We start from the raw sequence: 14,639 nt of genomic DNA, 5'->3' as shown, positions 1-14,639 counted from the left end.
GGGCGCAGATGACCGGCACGGGGCAGACCGGCACGGGGGCGGCGGGAGCCGACCTGCTCCGACGGCTGCCCGCCGGCGTCCGTGCCGCGCTCGCGGTCGGTCTCCTGGGGGTGCTCGCGGGTGCCGCGGTCGGCCTCGCCGGGGGTGAGCGGGCCGCGACCGTCGTGTGCCTCGTCGTCGAGCTGCTCGCGGCGGCCGTCGTGACCGCGCGCGTCGTGATCCTGCCCGCCGAGCGCGGCGCGTGGAGCGCGATGGCGGCGGCGCTGCTGCTGCACGCCGTCGAGGAGCTGCTGGCGGCGTCGTCGGTGGGCGGGATCGGGCTGTGGGTCGCGCTGTCGGCGGCGTCGTCGGCGTTCGCGGTCGTCAGCGTCGTCGCCGTCGTGTCCGCGCGCCTCGTGACGCAGACCCCGGTGATGTGGCTCGAGACGACCATCGCGGCGTCGGGGCTGCTCGCGGTCGGCGCGATGCTCGTGGGGCCGCTCGGTGGCGCCGGGTGGCTCGTGCTCGTGCACGTCGCCGGACCGCTCGTCGTGCTCGCGGCGCTCGTGGGCGGGCTCGTGGCGCTCGCGCAGCGACCCACGCCCGCGTGGTGGGCGATCACGGTCGGCTTCTCGCTGATGACGCTGTCCGCGGCGCTCACCACGGCCGGGTCCGCGTGGGCCGAGGGCGGGCCGGGCCTGGCCGCGGACCTCCTGACGGGCGTGGGCACGCTGGTCGTCGCGGCCGGGGCGTGGTGGTCCCGCCCGCGGGCGACCGGGGTCGTCGCACCGCTGTCGAACCTCGGGGTGCCGCTCGTGTTCCTCGTCGCGGCGCTCGTCGTCGAGCTCGTCGACACCATGGCCGAGGTGCCCGTGCTCGCCGAGGCGGCGGCGTTCGTCGCGCTCACCGCGGGGGTCGGGCGGCTGTTCCTCGCGGTGCGGTCCGCGCAGCGCGTCGGGCGCACCGAGCAGGCGCTCAACCGCACCCTGCGGCAGGCGCACGAGGACGCGCTCGCCGCGGCCGCGGCCCGCACGGCCTTCGTCGCCAACATGAGCCACGAGATCCGGACGCCGATGAACGCGGTGATCGGCATGACGGGTCTGCTGCTCGACACCGACCTCGACGCCGAGCAGCGCGAGTACGCGCAGACCGTGCGACTGTCGGGGAACCTGCTGCTCGACCTGATCAACAACGTGCTCGACCTGTCGAAGATCGAGGCCGGCGGCCTCGACCTCGAGGACCACCCGTTCGACCTGACGGCCGCCGTCGACGACTCCCTCGGGCTGCTCGCGCACGCGGCCAGCGCGCGCGACGTCGCGCTGCTCGCGGACGTCGACCCCGCGTGCCCCGCGTGGGTGCGCGGCGACGTGACGCGGCTGCGGCAGGTGCTCGTCAACCTCGTCGGCAACGCCGTGAAGTTCACGCACAGCGGTGACGTGGTGGTGCGGGTCGCGCCCGCCGCCGGCCCGCCCGGCGCGCTGCGCTTCGCCGTGACCGACCAGGGCATCGGCATCCCGCGCGACCGCATGGACCGGCTGTTCCGCGAGTTCAGCCAGGTCGACGCGTCGACCACGCGGCGCTACGGCGGCACGGGGCTGGGGCTGGCGATCAGCCGTGCGATCGTCGAGCTCATGGGCGGTGCGCTCGGCGTGACGTCCGAGGTGGGCGTGGGCTCGACGTTCGCGTTCACGGTCGTGCTGCCGCCCGTGCCCGCACCGACGCCCGAGTCCACCGCCCCCGCGGTGCTGCACGGCCGCACCGCGGTCGTCGTCGAGGACGACGCCACCAACCGTCGCATCCTCGTCTCGCAGCTCGAGCGGTGGGGGCTGACGTGCCGCGCCTTCGCGTCGGCCGAGGACCTGCTCGACGCGACCGACGTCGAGCGTCCCGACCTCGTGACGCTCGACATGCGGCTGCCCGGGCTCAGCGGGGTCGAGGCGGCGACCCGCGTGCGGGAGCGCCCGGCCTGGCAGGACGTGCCGCTCGTGCTGCTGAGCAGCCTGAACGACGTGCTCACCGTGCAGGAGCGTGCACCGTTCGCCGCCCTGCTGACCAAGCCCGTGCGCGCGGCCGAGCTGCGGCGCGTCGTCACGGACGTCGTCACGGGCCGGCGGCGCGAGCCCAGCCGCGCCGCACCCGCCCGGACCGGCGCGCGGCTGCGGGTGCTCGTCGCCGAGGACAACGCGGTCAACCGGACGATGGCGGAGCGGGTGCTGGCCGCGATGGGCCACGACGTGGAGACCGTCGGCGACGGCGGTGCGGCCGTGGTGCGCACGGCCGAGCAGGACTTCGACGCCGTGCTCATGGACATCCACATGCCCGTGCTCGACGGCCTGGAGGCGACCCGGGAGATCCGCGCGCGCGGCGGCGCGCACCAGCCGGTGATCGTCGCGCTGACCGCCAGCGCGACGGCCGAGGACCGGCAGGCGAGCGCCGCGGCCGGCATGGACGACTTCCTCACCAAGCCGTTCCGGTCCCAGGACCTCGATCACGTGCTCGCGCGCGTCGTCCCGCAGCGCTCGGACGCCGCGGTGGCACCCGTGCCCGGCGCGCCGACCGCACCCGCGCCGCCCGGCGCCGCCGACCCGACCGCCCCCGCCGCTCGGGACGTCCCCGCCGACCCCGCGGAGGGCGCGCCCGTCCTCGACGCCGACGCGTTCGCGCTCGCGTGCGAGGTCGACGCCGCGTCGGGCGGTGCGCTGCTCGGCGCGTTCGTCGCCGACTGCGCGACCGGTGCCGACCGCCTCGACGCGGCGGCCGCCGCGGGCGACCCCGGCGAGGTCGCCGCGGTCGCGCACGCGTGGCTGGGTGCCTGCGCGACCGTCGGCGCGACGGGCCTGGCGGACCTGCTGCGACGGGTCGAGGACGCCGCGCGGCGCGGCGCGCTGCCGGGCGCGGACGTGCTCTGTGCCGTGCGTGCCGAGGCGACCGCGGTGACCGCCGCGGTGCGTGCTGCCGTCAGCGCGTGAGCGTCGCCACGAGGCGGCCGAGCGCGTCGTCGAGGATCGACGGCGCCGTCGCGAGGTTGAGGCGCACGTGCCCGTCGCCGGCCTCGCCGAACGTCGGGCCGGGGTTGACCGCGAGCCGCCCGCGCGCGAGCAGCAGCCGCGCCGGGTCGGCACCGCTCGCGACCACCGCGGGCGTCGCGCGCAGGTCGAGCCACGCGAAGTACGTGGCCGCCGGGCGGTCCCAGCGGGCCTCCGGCAGCCGCTCCGCCAGGACGGCGGCCGTGCGGTCGCCGTTCGCGCGGATCCCGGCGCGCACGTCGTCGAGCCACGCGTCGCCCGCGCGGTAGGCGGCCTGGTGCGCGATCGACGCGACGTGGCTGACGCCGTGCCGCACGATCTCCGGCAGCCGCTCCAGGTCGCGCGCCGCGGGTCCCGGCACGGCGATCGCGGCCTTCAGCCCGGCGAGGTGGAACGCCTTGGACGCCGAGTGCAGCGCGATCGCGTCGGGGATCACGGTGGTGGTCGGCACGAACGGCTCGTCCCCCACCACGAGCGGCGCGTGGATCTCGTCCGCGACGACCCGCACGCCGTGGTGCGCCGCGAGCTCGCCCAGCGCGCGCAGCTCGTCGGCCGTGTGCAGCGTGCCGGTCGGGTTGTGCGGGTGGCACAGCAGGTACGCGCGGGCACCCGCGAACGCGCGGTCCAGCGCGTCGAGGTCGAGCCGCCCCGCGGGCGTGAGCGGAGCGGTGACCACGCGCCGGCCCGCGTGCTCGACGAACGCGCGGAACGGCGGGTAGACCGGCGGGCTGATGACCACGCCGTCGCCGGGCCCGGTCACCAGGCGCAGCACCTCGACGGCGCCCAGCATGACGTCGGGCACGAGCCGTGTGCGCTCGACCGGCACGTCCCAGCCCTGCCGCCGGGCCGCGAAGTCCGCGAACGCCTCCGCGTACGCGGTGCCCTGCGGGCTGGTCGGCTCGGCCTCGTACCCCGTGTCGCCGGTCGTCATGGCGCGGTGCACCGCGTCGACCACCGCCTCGAGCGGGCGCACGTCCATCTCGGCGACGAACGCGGGCAGCACGTCCGGCTCGTACGTGCGCCACTTGAGCGAGGTGCGCCGACGCAGCTCGTCGGGCGTGACGTCGAACGGCGAGGTCATGAGGTCACGGTACGGCCAGGCGTGCGAGTCGTGGCGACGAGGTGCGGCGCCGACGTGCGGCGACTGGGTCTGCGTTCCATTTCTCACCATGGAACTTGAATGCGACCGGTCGCCGTTCAAGTCCGCTTGTCAGCGACGAGGGCTGCTGGTCAGGACGTCGACCACCGCGGGCGCGCGATAGATCTGGCTCCGGGACTCACCGCCAGATGCCTGCCCGCCGCAGCAGACCGCGCGAGGCCCCGGCCGCCGCGGGTGCGGCGGGCCGGGGCCCCGGGTCGTGCGGCGCGGCGCCTGCGTCAGAGCGTCGCGCGGACCGTGCGGGTCGCCTCGACCAGGTGCTCGAGCGAGGGCGTGACCTCCTCGTAGCGGCGGGTCTTGAGGCCGCAGTCCGGGTTCACCCAGAGCTGGTCGACGTCGATGGTGCGGACCGCCTCGGTGAGCAGCTCGGTGACCTCGGCCTGCGACGGCACGCGGGGCGAGTGGATGTCGTACACGCCCGGGCCGACGGCGCGCGGGTAGCCCGCCGCCGCGATGTCGCCGAGGATCTCCATCTTCGAGCGGGCCGCCTCGATGCTCGTCACGTCCGCGTCGAGGCCGTCGATCGCGTCCATGATCTCGCCGAACTCCGAGTAGCACAGGTGCGTGTGGATCTGCGTGTCCGGGCGCACGCCGGCCGTCGAGAGACGGAACGAGCGCACCGACCAGTCGAGGTACGCCGCGTGGTCCTTCTCGCGCAGCGGCAGCAGCTCGCGCAGCGCCGGCTCGTCGACCTGCACGATGCCGATGCCCGCGGCCTCGAGGTCCGCGATCTCGTCGCGCAGCGCGAGCGCCACCTGGTTCGCGGTGTCGCCGAGCGGCTGGTCGTCACGCACGAACGACCACGCGAGGATCGTCACCGGGCCCGTGAGCATGCCCTTGACGGGCTTGTCGGTGAGCGACTGCGTGTACGTGGTCCACGCGACCGTGATGGGCGCGGGCCGCGACACGTCGCCCCACAGGATCGACGGGCGCGTGCAGCGCGAGCCGTACGACTGCACCCAGCCGTTCTGCGTGACCGCGAACCCGTCGAGGTTCTCCGCGAAGTACTGCACCATGTCGTTGCGCTCGGGCTCGCCGTGCACCAGCACGTCCAGGCCGATGCGCTCCTGCAGCTCGACGACCCGGCGGATCTCCGCCTTCATCTCGTCCTCGTACGCCGCCGCCGACAGCTCGCCCTTGCCGAACGCCGCGCGGGCCTTGCGGATCTCGGGCGTCTGCGGGAACGAGCCGATCGTCGTGGTCGGCAGCGCGGGCAGCCGCAGGCGCTCGGCCTGCGCGGCCTTGCGCGCCGCGAACGGGCCGCGGCGGAACTGGTCGTCGGTGAGCGCGGCGGCGCGCTCGCGCACCTCGGGCCGGACCACGCCGGGTGCCGTCGCGCGGCTGCGCACCGCGTCGGACGCCGCGAGCAGCTCGGTGCGCACGGCCTCACGGCCCTCGGTCAGGCCCGTCGCGAGCGTCGCGACCTCGCGGACCTTCTCGTCGGCGAACGCGAGCCACTGCACGAGCGTGCGGTCGAGCGCGGGCTCGTCGTCGAGCGTGTGCGGCACGTGGAACAGCGACGTCGACGTGCCGACCGCGACGGCGGCCGCACCGAGGCCCGCGAGCTGCTCGAGCACCGTGAGCCTCGCGTCGAGGTCCGCGCGCCAGATGTTGTGGCCGTCGACGACGCCGCCGACGAGCGTCTTGCCGGCCAGGCCGGGCACCGCGACCGTGGGTGCGTCGCCGCGCACGAGGTCGATCGCGAGACCCTCGACGTCGGTGGCCGCGAGCACCGGCAGCGCCGCGCCGAGGTCGCCGTAGGGCGCCGCGACGAGGATCGCGGGCCGCTCGGGTCGTGCGAGCTCGGTCGCGAGCGCGCGGTAGGCGCGGGTCGTGGCCTCGGCCAGCACCGCCGCGTCGACGCCGATCGAGTCGGAGACGAGCGCGGGCTCGTCGAGCTGCACCCACGTCGCGCCCGCGGCGGCGAGCTCGGTGAGCAGGCGCGCGTAGACCGGCAGCAGGTCGTCGAGCCGGTCGAGCGGGTGGAAGCCCGCGGGCGCGTCCTCGGTGGGCTTCGCGAGCGCGAGGAACGTCACGGGGCCGACGACGACGGGCCGCGTGAGCACGCCGTCGGCGAGCGCCTCGGCGAACTCGGCGACCGGGCGGTCCGACGCGTAGCGGAACGCCGTGCCCGGGCCGATCTCGGGGACCAGGTAGTGGTAGTTCGTGTCGAACCACTTGGTCATCTCGAGCGGCAGGTCGTCGCCGCGGCCGCGCGCGACCGTCGAGTACCCGGCGAGGTCGAGGCGCCCGTCGGCGTCCTGCAGGTCGGCGAAGCGGGCGGGCACGGCGCCGACGAGCGCGGCCGTGTCGAGCACGTGGTCGTAGAACGAGAACGCGCTCGGGATCGCGGGGGCGTCGGTCGCGAGGCCGAGCTCGGCGAGGCGGGCGCGGGTGCGCCGGCGCAGGTCGGCGGCCACGGCCTCGACCTCGTCGGCCGCCGTGCGGCCGGCCCAGAACGCCTCGAGGGCCTTCTTGAGCTCGCGGCGCGGGCCGATGCGGGGGTAGCCGAGGACGGAGCCGGTGGGGAAGGCCGGGGTGGCCGGCGCGGCGGGCGTGGTGCTGGTCATGACAGGTTCCCTCGCGGAGTCGTCGAGGCGGCGCCGGTGGGCGCGGCCGGGGTCGTGGGTGCGGTGGTCGTGGGCGGGGCGGGGTCGGCGACGGTGGTGCGCCGTCCGCCGACGAGGTCGGCGCCGTCGAGCAGGTCGAGCGCCGCCTCGTGGGTGTTGAAGGTGTAGACGTGCACGCCGGGCGCGCCGCCGTCCAGCACGCCGTTGACCAGGTCGACACCGGCGCGCGTGCCGCGCCGGTGGCGCTCCGCGGGGTCGTCGGTGCCGCCGAGCAGGTCGAGCAGGCGCTGCGGCACGGGCACGCCCGTCAGCTCCTGCACGCGCAGCAGGCGGGCCGGGTCCGTAGTGGGGATGATCCCCGGCACGATCGGGATGGTGACGCCGGCCTCGCGCGCCTCGGCGACGAGACCGAGGTAGGCCTCGGCGTCGAAGAAGACCTGCGAGATCGCGAAGTCGGCGCCCGCCTCCTGCTTGGCGAGCAGCGCCTGCACGTCCTGCGCGCGCGTGCCGCCGGTCGCGTGGTTGCCGCGCGGGAACGCCGCGACCGCCACGGACAGCGGGCGGACCCGGGCGCGCACGGCCTGCGACGCGGAGCGGCCGCACCGGCGGCTCTCGATCTCGCGGAGCAGCTCGACCAGCTCGGCGGCGGTGTGCACGCCGTCGGGGTGCGGACGCCAGTCCGGCTCGCCCGCGGGCGGGTCGCCGCGCAGCGCGAGGAACGAGCGCACGCCCTCGTCGAGGAACTCCTCGACGATCGTCGTGACCTCGTCGCGCGAGGTGCCCACGCACGTCAGGTGCGCGATGGGGGTCAGCGACGTCTCGCGCAGCAGGCGCCGCACGAGCACGCGCGTGGTCTCGCGCGTGCGGCCCGACGCGCCGTAGGTCACGGACACGAAGTCGGGCTCGACGGTCTCGAGCTCGCGCACCGTGCGCCACAGCCGCGGGGCGGCGTCGGGGTTCCGGGGCGGGAAGAGCTCGAAGGACACGGTGGGCCGGTCGAGGGCGCCCGCCTGCTCGGCGCGCCGCCCGGCGGCCCGGGCGGGCGGCGGGGCGGGCGCCTCGACCTCGGCCACGAGGGTCATCGGGTGCGGCCCGGGAGGCACGCGGTGCGTGCGCTCACGGGGCAGCACGGGCTGCACGAGGGGTCGGTCGCCAGGGCGCAGACGGTCATCGTCACTCCATCGTTCCTGGCGGAAGCACCCACACCCTCGCAGGGAGGGGGGTTGCTGCGGCGTCGCGGAGCCAGGTCTCTCAGCCGCTCTGGATGGTCGCCGACGATGCTAGCGGGCATGCCCGGATGGCGGACAGAGGTTCTCGGGATGTGGGACGGCCGTCTCGGCCGGCGGTCGCGGGCGGAGGGATCAGCCGCGGCGGCGCTGGCGGAGCGTCGTGCCCGCCTCGACCGACGACCGCTGGTGCGGCAGCCCGAACCACGACGACGTCGGGATCATCACCGGCACGTCGCGCAGCCCGTCGTGGACCGCCGCCAGCACGTGCGGGTCGGCCTCGCCCGCGGCCCACCACGCCTCGTGCGCGGCCTGCACGGGGTCGTGCTGCCCGTCCGGGTGTGCGTGGTGGGTCATGGGGGCGACCTTAGCGGCGGTGGGAAGGGTCCCACGCGGTCCTGGACCGGGGTTCACCCCGCGCGTCACCCCACAGGAGCAGTGCGCCCGCCTCGCGGGGTGAACGGGGTCACCCGGCTACCACGACGCACCCCGCGAGGTGGTCGTCGACCACGCCGCACGCCTGCATCGCGGCGTACGCGGTGGTCGGGCCGACGAACCGGAAGCCGAGCGACTTCAGCTCCTTGGCCAGCGCGGCCGACTCGGCGGTCCGCGCGGGCACGTCGGCGTAGCTGCGCGGGCGCTCGCGGGGCGCCGTGGGCGCGTGCGACCACAGCACCTCGTCGAGCGTGCGGCCGGAGTCGTGCAGCGCGAGCAGCGCGCGGGCGTTCGCGATCGTCGCGTCGACCTTCGCGCGGTTGCGCACGATCCCCGCGTCCGCGAGGAGCCGCGCGACGTCGTCCTCGCCGAACGTCGCGACGACCTCGGGGTCGAACGCCGCGAACGCGGCCCGGAACCCCTCGCGCTTGCGCAGGATCGTCAGCCACGAGAGCCCCGACTGGAACGCCTCGAGCGAGATGCGCTCGTACAGCGCGTGCTCGTCGTGCACCGGTACGCCCCACTCCTCGTCGTGGTAGGCCGCGTACACCGGGTCGCCGGAGCCGAAGCACCGGAACGGCTCGTCCTGCGCCGGCGGTGCGGCGGGCGTCGCGTCGGGGGTGGGGACGGTGGTCGTCATGGCCCGAGTCTGGCGCGTCCCGCCGACACCTCGACGCGACCGGCCGGGCACCTGTGCGGCGCGGATCGTCACCCGGGTCTGGGGGCGGCCCGGATCCGTCTGAGGTGCGTGCCCGGGGCAACCGGAGTAGGCAGGGCTGCATGAGCACACCGGCAGCACCCGCCACCCCCGGTCCCGCGCGCCGCGCGCCCTGGTGGCCGTGGGCCGTCGCGGTCGTCGTGCTCGTCGGCGTCGTCGTCGCGCTGCTGCTGACGCGCGGCGACGGCGACGACGCGGCGGCCCCGACGACGTCGCCGACGCCCGCCGCCACCACGCCCACCACGGCGACGAGCCCGAGCGCGACCCCGGCCGCGTCGCCCACCGCGACCGCGGGCTGCGCCCCGACCGGCGACGGACCGCCCGCCGGCGCGGACGTCCGCGAGGTCGTCGACGTCGACGGCGACGGACGCCCCGACCAGGCGTGGCTCACGGGCGGCGCCGACCGTCGCATCGGCATCACCACCGCGTCGGGCGCGACGTTCTCGGCCGCGATCGACTCGGCGAGCCCGGTGCCCGCGTCGGCCGTCGTGCAGCGCGTGCAGGCCGACGCGATCCCCGTCGTGCTCGTCGACCTCGGGCGCGAGGCCCGGCTGTGGTCGGTCGTCGACTGCGGGCTCGTGGCGCCCACCAACGCGCAGGGCCAGGCGTACACGTTCGACCGCGGGTTCGCGGGCCAGGGCACGGGCGTCGGCTGCACGCAGGACGGCGGTGCGCTGCGCCTCGCGGGCCTCGACGCCGTGAGCGCCGACGGCGGCACGTTCACGGTCACGCGCACGTGGGTCGACCTGGGCGACGGCGGGCGCACCGCGCGCAACGGCGCGGCCGTGCAGGTCGCGACGGGCGCCGCGGCGGACGACCCGGTCGTCACCACGGCGCAGCAGGTGTCGTGCGGCGACCTGCTGGCCGGTCGCGACGGCCCGGTCGAGCCCGCCTCCTGACGGGCGGCCGCCCGTCGACGACCCCCCGTCGACGAACCCCCACGCGTCGACGAACCCCCACGCGTCGCCGGACCCCCCGAGCGTCGACGGACAGCGGTACGGGTCGACGGACACGCGCGCGCAGGTGTCCGTCGACCGGGGGAGTGTCCGTCGGCGTGCCTGTCGTGCGGGGTGCGCCGTGCCGGTCAGGCGACAGGCGTCGCCTCGTCGGCCGCGTACGTGTGCCCGGCGGCGCGCAGCCGGGCGACGAGCACGTCGCCGAGCGCGGTCGCGGGGGTCAGCGAGCCCGCGCGGTCCGGCAGCCGCTCGGCGTCGAGCGCGAGCGCGAGACCCGTCTGCCCCAGCATGACGGCCGTCGCGGCGTACCCCGGGTCGCCCGGCCCGGCCGCCACGGCGGTGTACCGGCGCCCCGGCGTCGTCGTCGCGCGCACCTCGGAGCGGAACCACCCGCGCGCACGCGTGGCCGCGTCGGGGCCCGTGCCCGGCGCCGGCAGCACGCGCTCCAGCGCCCGTCCGACGCCCGGGACCAGCAGCAGCCCGCCGCCCACCACCAGGCCCGCGGCGACCCCCGCAGCCAGGGCGGCGCCGCGGGCACCCGGGCCCGTGTCCACGACCTCGCCGTACCGCAGCCCGCGTCCGTACGCCCACCCGGTCAGCGCGTTGCTGCGCCGCACCACCTGCCCGTCGAACGACGCCATGACCCACGGGCCCGCCCACCGGCCGTCGGCCGCGCGCCGCGGCGGCGCGAGCGTCCGCGGCTGCGGGACGTCGGGCTCGGCGCCCCGGTCGGGGCTCAGCGCGTACGGATCCCGCAGCAGCCGGCGGGTCGTGGCCGAGCGTCGCGCGTCGTCGAGCACGCCGCGCATCGACGCGACCGTGCCGCCCGAGACCCCGCCGCGCGCCCGGGCGCGCAGCCGCACGTCGACCAGCTCGCCGGCGCCGTCGGCGGCGGCCCGCGCGTGCAGCAGGTGCACCGCGAGGTCCGAGGGCACCGAGTCGTAGCCGCACGCGTGCACGACCCGCGCGCCCGAGGCCCGCGCCGCCGCGCCGTACCGGTCGACGGCGGCGCGCACGAACGTCACCTCGCCCGTGAGGTCCGCGTAGTGCGTGCCGGCCGCCGCGCACGCCCCGACCAGCGGCAGGCCGTGCCGCGCGTACGGGCCCACGGTCGACAGCAGCGCGCGGGTCGAGCGCGCGAGCCGGGCCAGCGCGGCGTCGTCCGCGGAGTCCGCGACGACGACGGGCCAGCCGTGCGCGACGTCCGGCAGCGCCGCCCGCACCTCCTCGAGCCGCGCGCGGCTGCGTCCCGCCAGCGCGACGCGCGTGCCCGGCGGTGCGTGGCGGGCGACGTGCTCGGCGACCAGCCGGCCCACGAACCCGCTCGCGCCGAGCAGGACGAGGTCGTGGTCCCGCGCGTCGGTCATGCTCGATGCTCACCCGGGCCCGCGACCCCCGCCACCGTGCGGCCGGACTCGGCCGGGCCGGCCCGTCAGCGCACCCGCCAGGCGCGAGACCGCGCGTGCTCGGCGGGCCGGCTCAGAACAGCGGCCACGGCACCGGCGACGACGCCGCCTCCGGCCCGGGGAACCGCCCGCTCGCGAGCAGCCGCTCGCACCGCGCGACCAGCGCGTCGACCTCGGCCCCGTCCAGCAGCGCCGCCAGCTCGTCGCCCAGCGCACCGTGCACGCCGTCGCGCACGCGCTCGACGCCCGCGCGCTCGTCGGCGTCGAGGTCCTCGCCCACCCAGCCCCACAGCACGGTGCGCAGCTTGGGCTCGGTGTGGAACGTGACGCCGTGGTCGACGCCGTACCGGTGGCCGCCCGCGACGGGCAGCACGTGCCCGCCCTTGCGGTCGGCGTTGTTGACGAGCACGTCGAGCACGGCCATGCGGCGCAGCGCGGGGGAGTCCTCGTGGACGACGGCCACCGGGCGGCCGCGCTCGTCGGCGCCCTCGAGGACCGTGCGCCACCCGGGTGGCACAGCCGTCGTCGGGACCACGTCGACGGGGTCCTGCTCCGGGTCGGTGTCCTGCCAGAGCTGCACCATGCCCGGGCCCAGCGGCCCGTCGCGCAGCCACGTGCGCGGCACGACGTCCCAGCCCAGCTCCTGCGACACGAGGTACGTCGCGACCTCGCGCCGGGCCAGCGTGCCGTCGGGGAAGTCCCACAGCGGCTGCTCGCCCGCGACGGGCTTGTAGACGACCTGCACGCCGCCGACCGTGCCGACGAACGTCGCGTTCGACGCCGTGGTGACGCGACCGACGACCACCAGCTCGCCGTCGAGGGCGTCGACGTCGTGCGCGTCGTCCGGGTCGGTCACGCGCCGTCGAGCGGGTCGCACACGTGACCGTCCGGGTCGACCGGCCGGCCGCACCGCGGGCACGCGGGTCGCCCGGCGCCCACGACGCGGCGCGTGCGCTGCACGAACGCCCGCGCGGTGCCCACCGGCATGCGCACCAGCAGGGCCTCCTCGGGCTCGTCCTCGTCGGCGTCCGCGAGGGCCAGCGGGTCGTCGTCGTCCGGCGCCTCCTGCAGCGGGAACGCCTCGACGACCACCTGCATCGTGCGCGGGTCCCAGCCCAGGCGCATCGTCCCGGTGCGGAACAGCGCGTCGTCGGGCGGGTCCAGCGGGTCGTCGTCGACGAGCTCGGGCGGGGTCTCGCGCGGGACGGAGACGGGGTGGTCCGCGTCGTTCGCGAGGTCGTCGAGCAGCTCCTCGATGAGGTCGGCGAGCGCGGCGGACTGCTGCTTCTCCAGCACGACGCTCGACGACCGGGCGCCCATGCGCGCCTGCAGGTAGAACGTGCGCTCGCCGGGGCGGCCCACGGTGCCGACGACGACGCGGTCCGGCCAGTCGAACTCGTGGACGCGGGTGGTCATCTTTCGAGTGTACGAACGGTCAGCGCGTCGCGTCGGTCGAGACGTGACCCGCGCCGCCGCCGACCGGCGCGTCGTCGGCGGGGCGGGCGGCCGCGAGCCAGCCGAGGTCGTCGGACGAGCTGTTCGTGGTGACGACGCGCGGGCGCCCAGGCCCGTACTGGACGATCGACACCGACGCGGGGCCGACGTCGAGGCGCTGGAACAGGTCGAGGTGCAGGCCGAGCGCGTCGGCCAGGACGGCCTTGACGACGTCGCCGTGGCTGACGGCCGCCCACACCGCGCCGGTGCCGTGCTCGCGCTCGACCGCGGCGTCGTGCGCGCGCACCGCCGCGACGGCGCGCGCCTGCATGCCGGCCAGCGACTCGCCGCCGGGGAACGTCACGGCCGACGGGTACGACTGCACCGTCGCCCACAGCGGCTCGCGCGCCAGGTCCGCGAGCGACCGGCCCTGCCAGTCGCCGTACCCGCACTCGGTGAGGGCGTCGTCGACCGTGAGCGTCGGCGTGCCGGCCTGCCGGGCGAGCAGCGCGTCCGCCGTCTGCCGGCACCGCTCCAGCGGGCTCGTCACGACCGCGACGAGCGGCACGACCGCGAGCCGCTCGGCGGTGCGCCCGGCCTGGCCGTGCCCGACGTCGTCGAGCAGCACGCCCGGGGTCCGCCCGGCGAGGACCCCCCGGACGTTGGCGTCGGTGCGGCCGTGGCGGACGAGCAGGACGGTGGCCATCCGGTCAGCCTAGGCAGCGAGGCCGCCCGCGCGCCCGCGCGACGTCACGCACCGAGCGCCGCGAGCGCCTTCCTGATCCGCGTCGGCGAGACCGGCACGGGCGTGCCGAGCTGCTGCGCGAACAGGCTCACGCGCAGCTCCTCGACCAGCCACCGCACGTCGTCGAGCGCGGCGTCCCGCGCCGGGTCGGGGGACGCGGTGCGCGCTCGCTCGCGCGCGGCGACGTACAGGTCCTCGACGTCCTGCACCTGCCACGCGAGGTCCGCGTCGCGCTGCGGGTTCTCGGCGGCCTTGGCCAGGCGGTGCCGCGCCGCGCGCAGGTACCGGACCAGCTGGGGCAGTCGGTCGGCGCCGACCTCGGAGACGAACCCGTCGTGCACGAGCGCCGCGGACTGCGTGCGCAGGTCCTGCGCGGTCGCGAGCAGCGCGAGGCTCGCCGAGCCGCGCACGTCGGCGTCGAGCTCGCGCCACGCCGTGAGCACGGCGACGAGGTCGGCGACCACGCGGTGCACATCGTCCTCGAGCGTGTCGCGCACGGCCTGGCGCAGCGCCGCGTACGCGTCGGCGTCGCGGACCTCGCGCACGGGCCGGCCGCCCAGGTGGCGGGCCATGATCCGGTCGACGGCCGCGAGCTGCACGTCGGTGACCAGGGCGTCGGTCGACGCGTACGGCGACGCCGCGAGCGCGAGGGCCTGCGTGCCCGTCCAGCGCGACGTCACGCGGGGCGTCGCGAGGCCCACGTCGAGCAGCAGCAGGCGGCGCAGGCCGCGGCGCGCGGCGGACTCGGCCGCGGCGGCGTCGGCGAGCACGCGCAGCGCGACGCCCGCGCGCGGGCCGGTGCCCTCCTCGACGAGCGTCGGGTAGGCGCGCACGACCCCGCCCGCGGCGGACGGCGCCTCGACCACGTCGGGCAGCGCGCCCGGCAGGTCGGCGGGCCACGTCGTCAGGCCCGTGCGCTCGAGCGTCGGGGCGGGTGCGGCCTGCGGGCGGGCGGTCGCGGGCGTGGGCGTCGCGGGGGTCCGCC

At 77.0% G+C, this 14,639-nt stretch carries 12 protein-coding genes and 1 riboswitch; of the genes, 2 read left to right on the top strand and 10 right to left on the bottom strand.

The window, feature by feature from the left end:
• Positions 1–8 precede the first annotated feature (8 nt).
• Positions 9–2,948, top strand: a complete 2,940-nt coding sequence (locus tag CS2_RS11470) for a response regulator (RefSeq protein WP_070320096.1) — start codon at positions 9–11, stop codon at positions 2,946–2,948.
• Here CS2_RS11470 and CS2_RS11465 read toward each other — a convergent pair.
• From CS2_RS11465 to CS2_RS11445, 5 genes are all read right to left on the bottom strand, one after another.
• Complete coding sequence (locus CS2_RS11465; RefSeq protein WP_070320095.1) at positions 2,938–4,086, bottom strand: MalY/PatB family protein; 1,149 nt, start codon at positions 4,084–4,086, stop codon at positions 2,938–2,940. The genes CS2_RS11470 and CS2_RS11465 overlap by 11 nt on opposite strands.
• 296 nt (positions 4,087–4,382) lie before the next feature.
• Positions 4,383–6,734: a 5-methyltetrahydropteroyltriglutamate--homocysteine S-methyltransferase gene (metE, locus tag CS2_RS11460; RefSeq protein ID WP_070320094.1), complete on the bottom strand. Its 2,352-nt coding sequence runs from the start codon at positions 6,732–6,734 to the stop codon at positions 4,383–4,385.
• Complete coding sequence (locus tag CS2_RS11455; RefSeq protein ID WP_070320108.1) at positions 6,731–7,816, bottom strand: methylenetetrahydrofolate reductase; 1,086 nt, start codon at positions 7,814–7,816, stop codon at positions 6,731–6,733. Before CS2_RS11455 ends, metE begins: the two co-directional genes overlap by 4 nt.
• An 82-nt stretch (positions 7,817–7,898) precedes the next feature.
• A riboswitch (SAM riboswitch) is annotated at positions 7,899–8,005 on the bottom strand.
• A 90-nt stretch (positions 8,006–8,095) separates the two neighbouring features.
• On the bottom strand, positions 8,096–8,317 hold the full coding sequence (locus CS2_RS11450; protein ID WP_070320093.1) for a hypothetical protein: 222 nt from the start codon (positions 8,315–8,317) through the stop codon (positions 8,096–8,098).
• Positions 8,318–8,426: 109 nt separating this feature from the next.
• Positions 8,427–9,035 (bottom strand): DNA-3-methyladenine glycosylase I, encoded by a 609-nt coding sequence (locus CS2_RS11445; protein ID WP_070320092.1) that lies wholly within the window; start codon positions 9,033–9,035, stop codon positions 8,427–8,429.
• A gap of 140 nt (positions 9,036–9,175) precedes the next feature.
• Here CS2_RS11445 and CS2_RS11440 point away from each other — a divergent pair, with 140 nt between their 5' ends.
• On the top strand, positions 9,176–10,012 hold the full coding sequence (locus CS2_RS11440) for a hypothetical protein (protein WP_070320091.1): 837 nt from the start codon (positions 9,176–9,178) through the stop codon (positions 10,010–10,012).
• A 185-nt stretch (positions 10,013–10,197) separates the two neighbouring features.
• On the opposite strand, the gene CS2_RS11435 is transcribed toward CS2_RS11440, so the two are convergent.
• The 5 genes from CS2_RS11435 to CS2_RS11415 all read right to left on the bottom strand — a co-directional run.
• On the bottom strand, positions 10,198–11,436 hold the full coding sequence (locus tag CS2_RS11435) for a saccharopine dehydrogenase family protein (RefSeq protein WP_070320090.1): 1,239 nt from the start codon (positions 11,434–11,436) through the stop codon (positions 10,198–10,200).
• A gap of 112 nt (positions 11,437–11,548) precedes the next feature.
• Positions 11,549–12,331: an SCO1664 family protein gene (locus CS2_RS11430; protein WP_070320089.1), complete on the bottom strand. Its 783-nt coding sequence runs from the start codon at positions 12,329–12,331 to the stop codon at positions 11,549–11,551.
• On the bottom strand, positions 12,328–12,891 hold the full coding sequence (locus CS2_RS11425) for a DUF3090 domain-containing protein (RefSeq protein ID WP_070320088.1): 564 nt from the start codon (positions 12,889–12,891) through the stop codon (positions 12,328–12,330). The genes CS2_RS11430 and CS2_RS11425 overlap by 4 nt, the downstream gene beginning before the upstream one ends.
• 19 nt (positions 12,892–12,910) lie before the next feature.
• Positions 12,911–13,615, bottom strand: coding sequence for an MSMEG_4193 family putative phosphomutase (locus CS2_RS11420; protein WP_070320087.1), 705 nt, complete (start codon positions 13,613–13,615; stop codon positions 12,911–12,913).
• Between the two features lie 44 nt (positions 13,616–13,659).
• Positions 13,660–14,639 (bottom strand): DUF3418 domain-containing protein (locus CS2_RS11415; protein WP_156442111.1); only part of this gene is annotated, 980 nt, incomplete at its 5' end.

This window comes from Cellulomonas iranensis NBRC 101100 = JCM 18110 (assembly GCF_001552375.1).
Classification (GTDB): Bacteria; Actinomycetota; Actinomycetes; order Actinomycetales; family Cellulomonadaceae; genus Cellulomonas; species Cellulomonas iranensis.
This window is presented reverse-complemented; position numbering and strand designations above follow the sequence as displayed.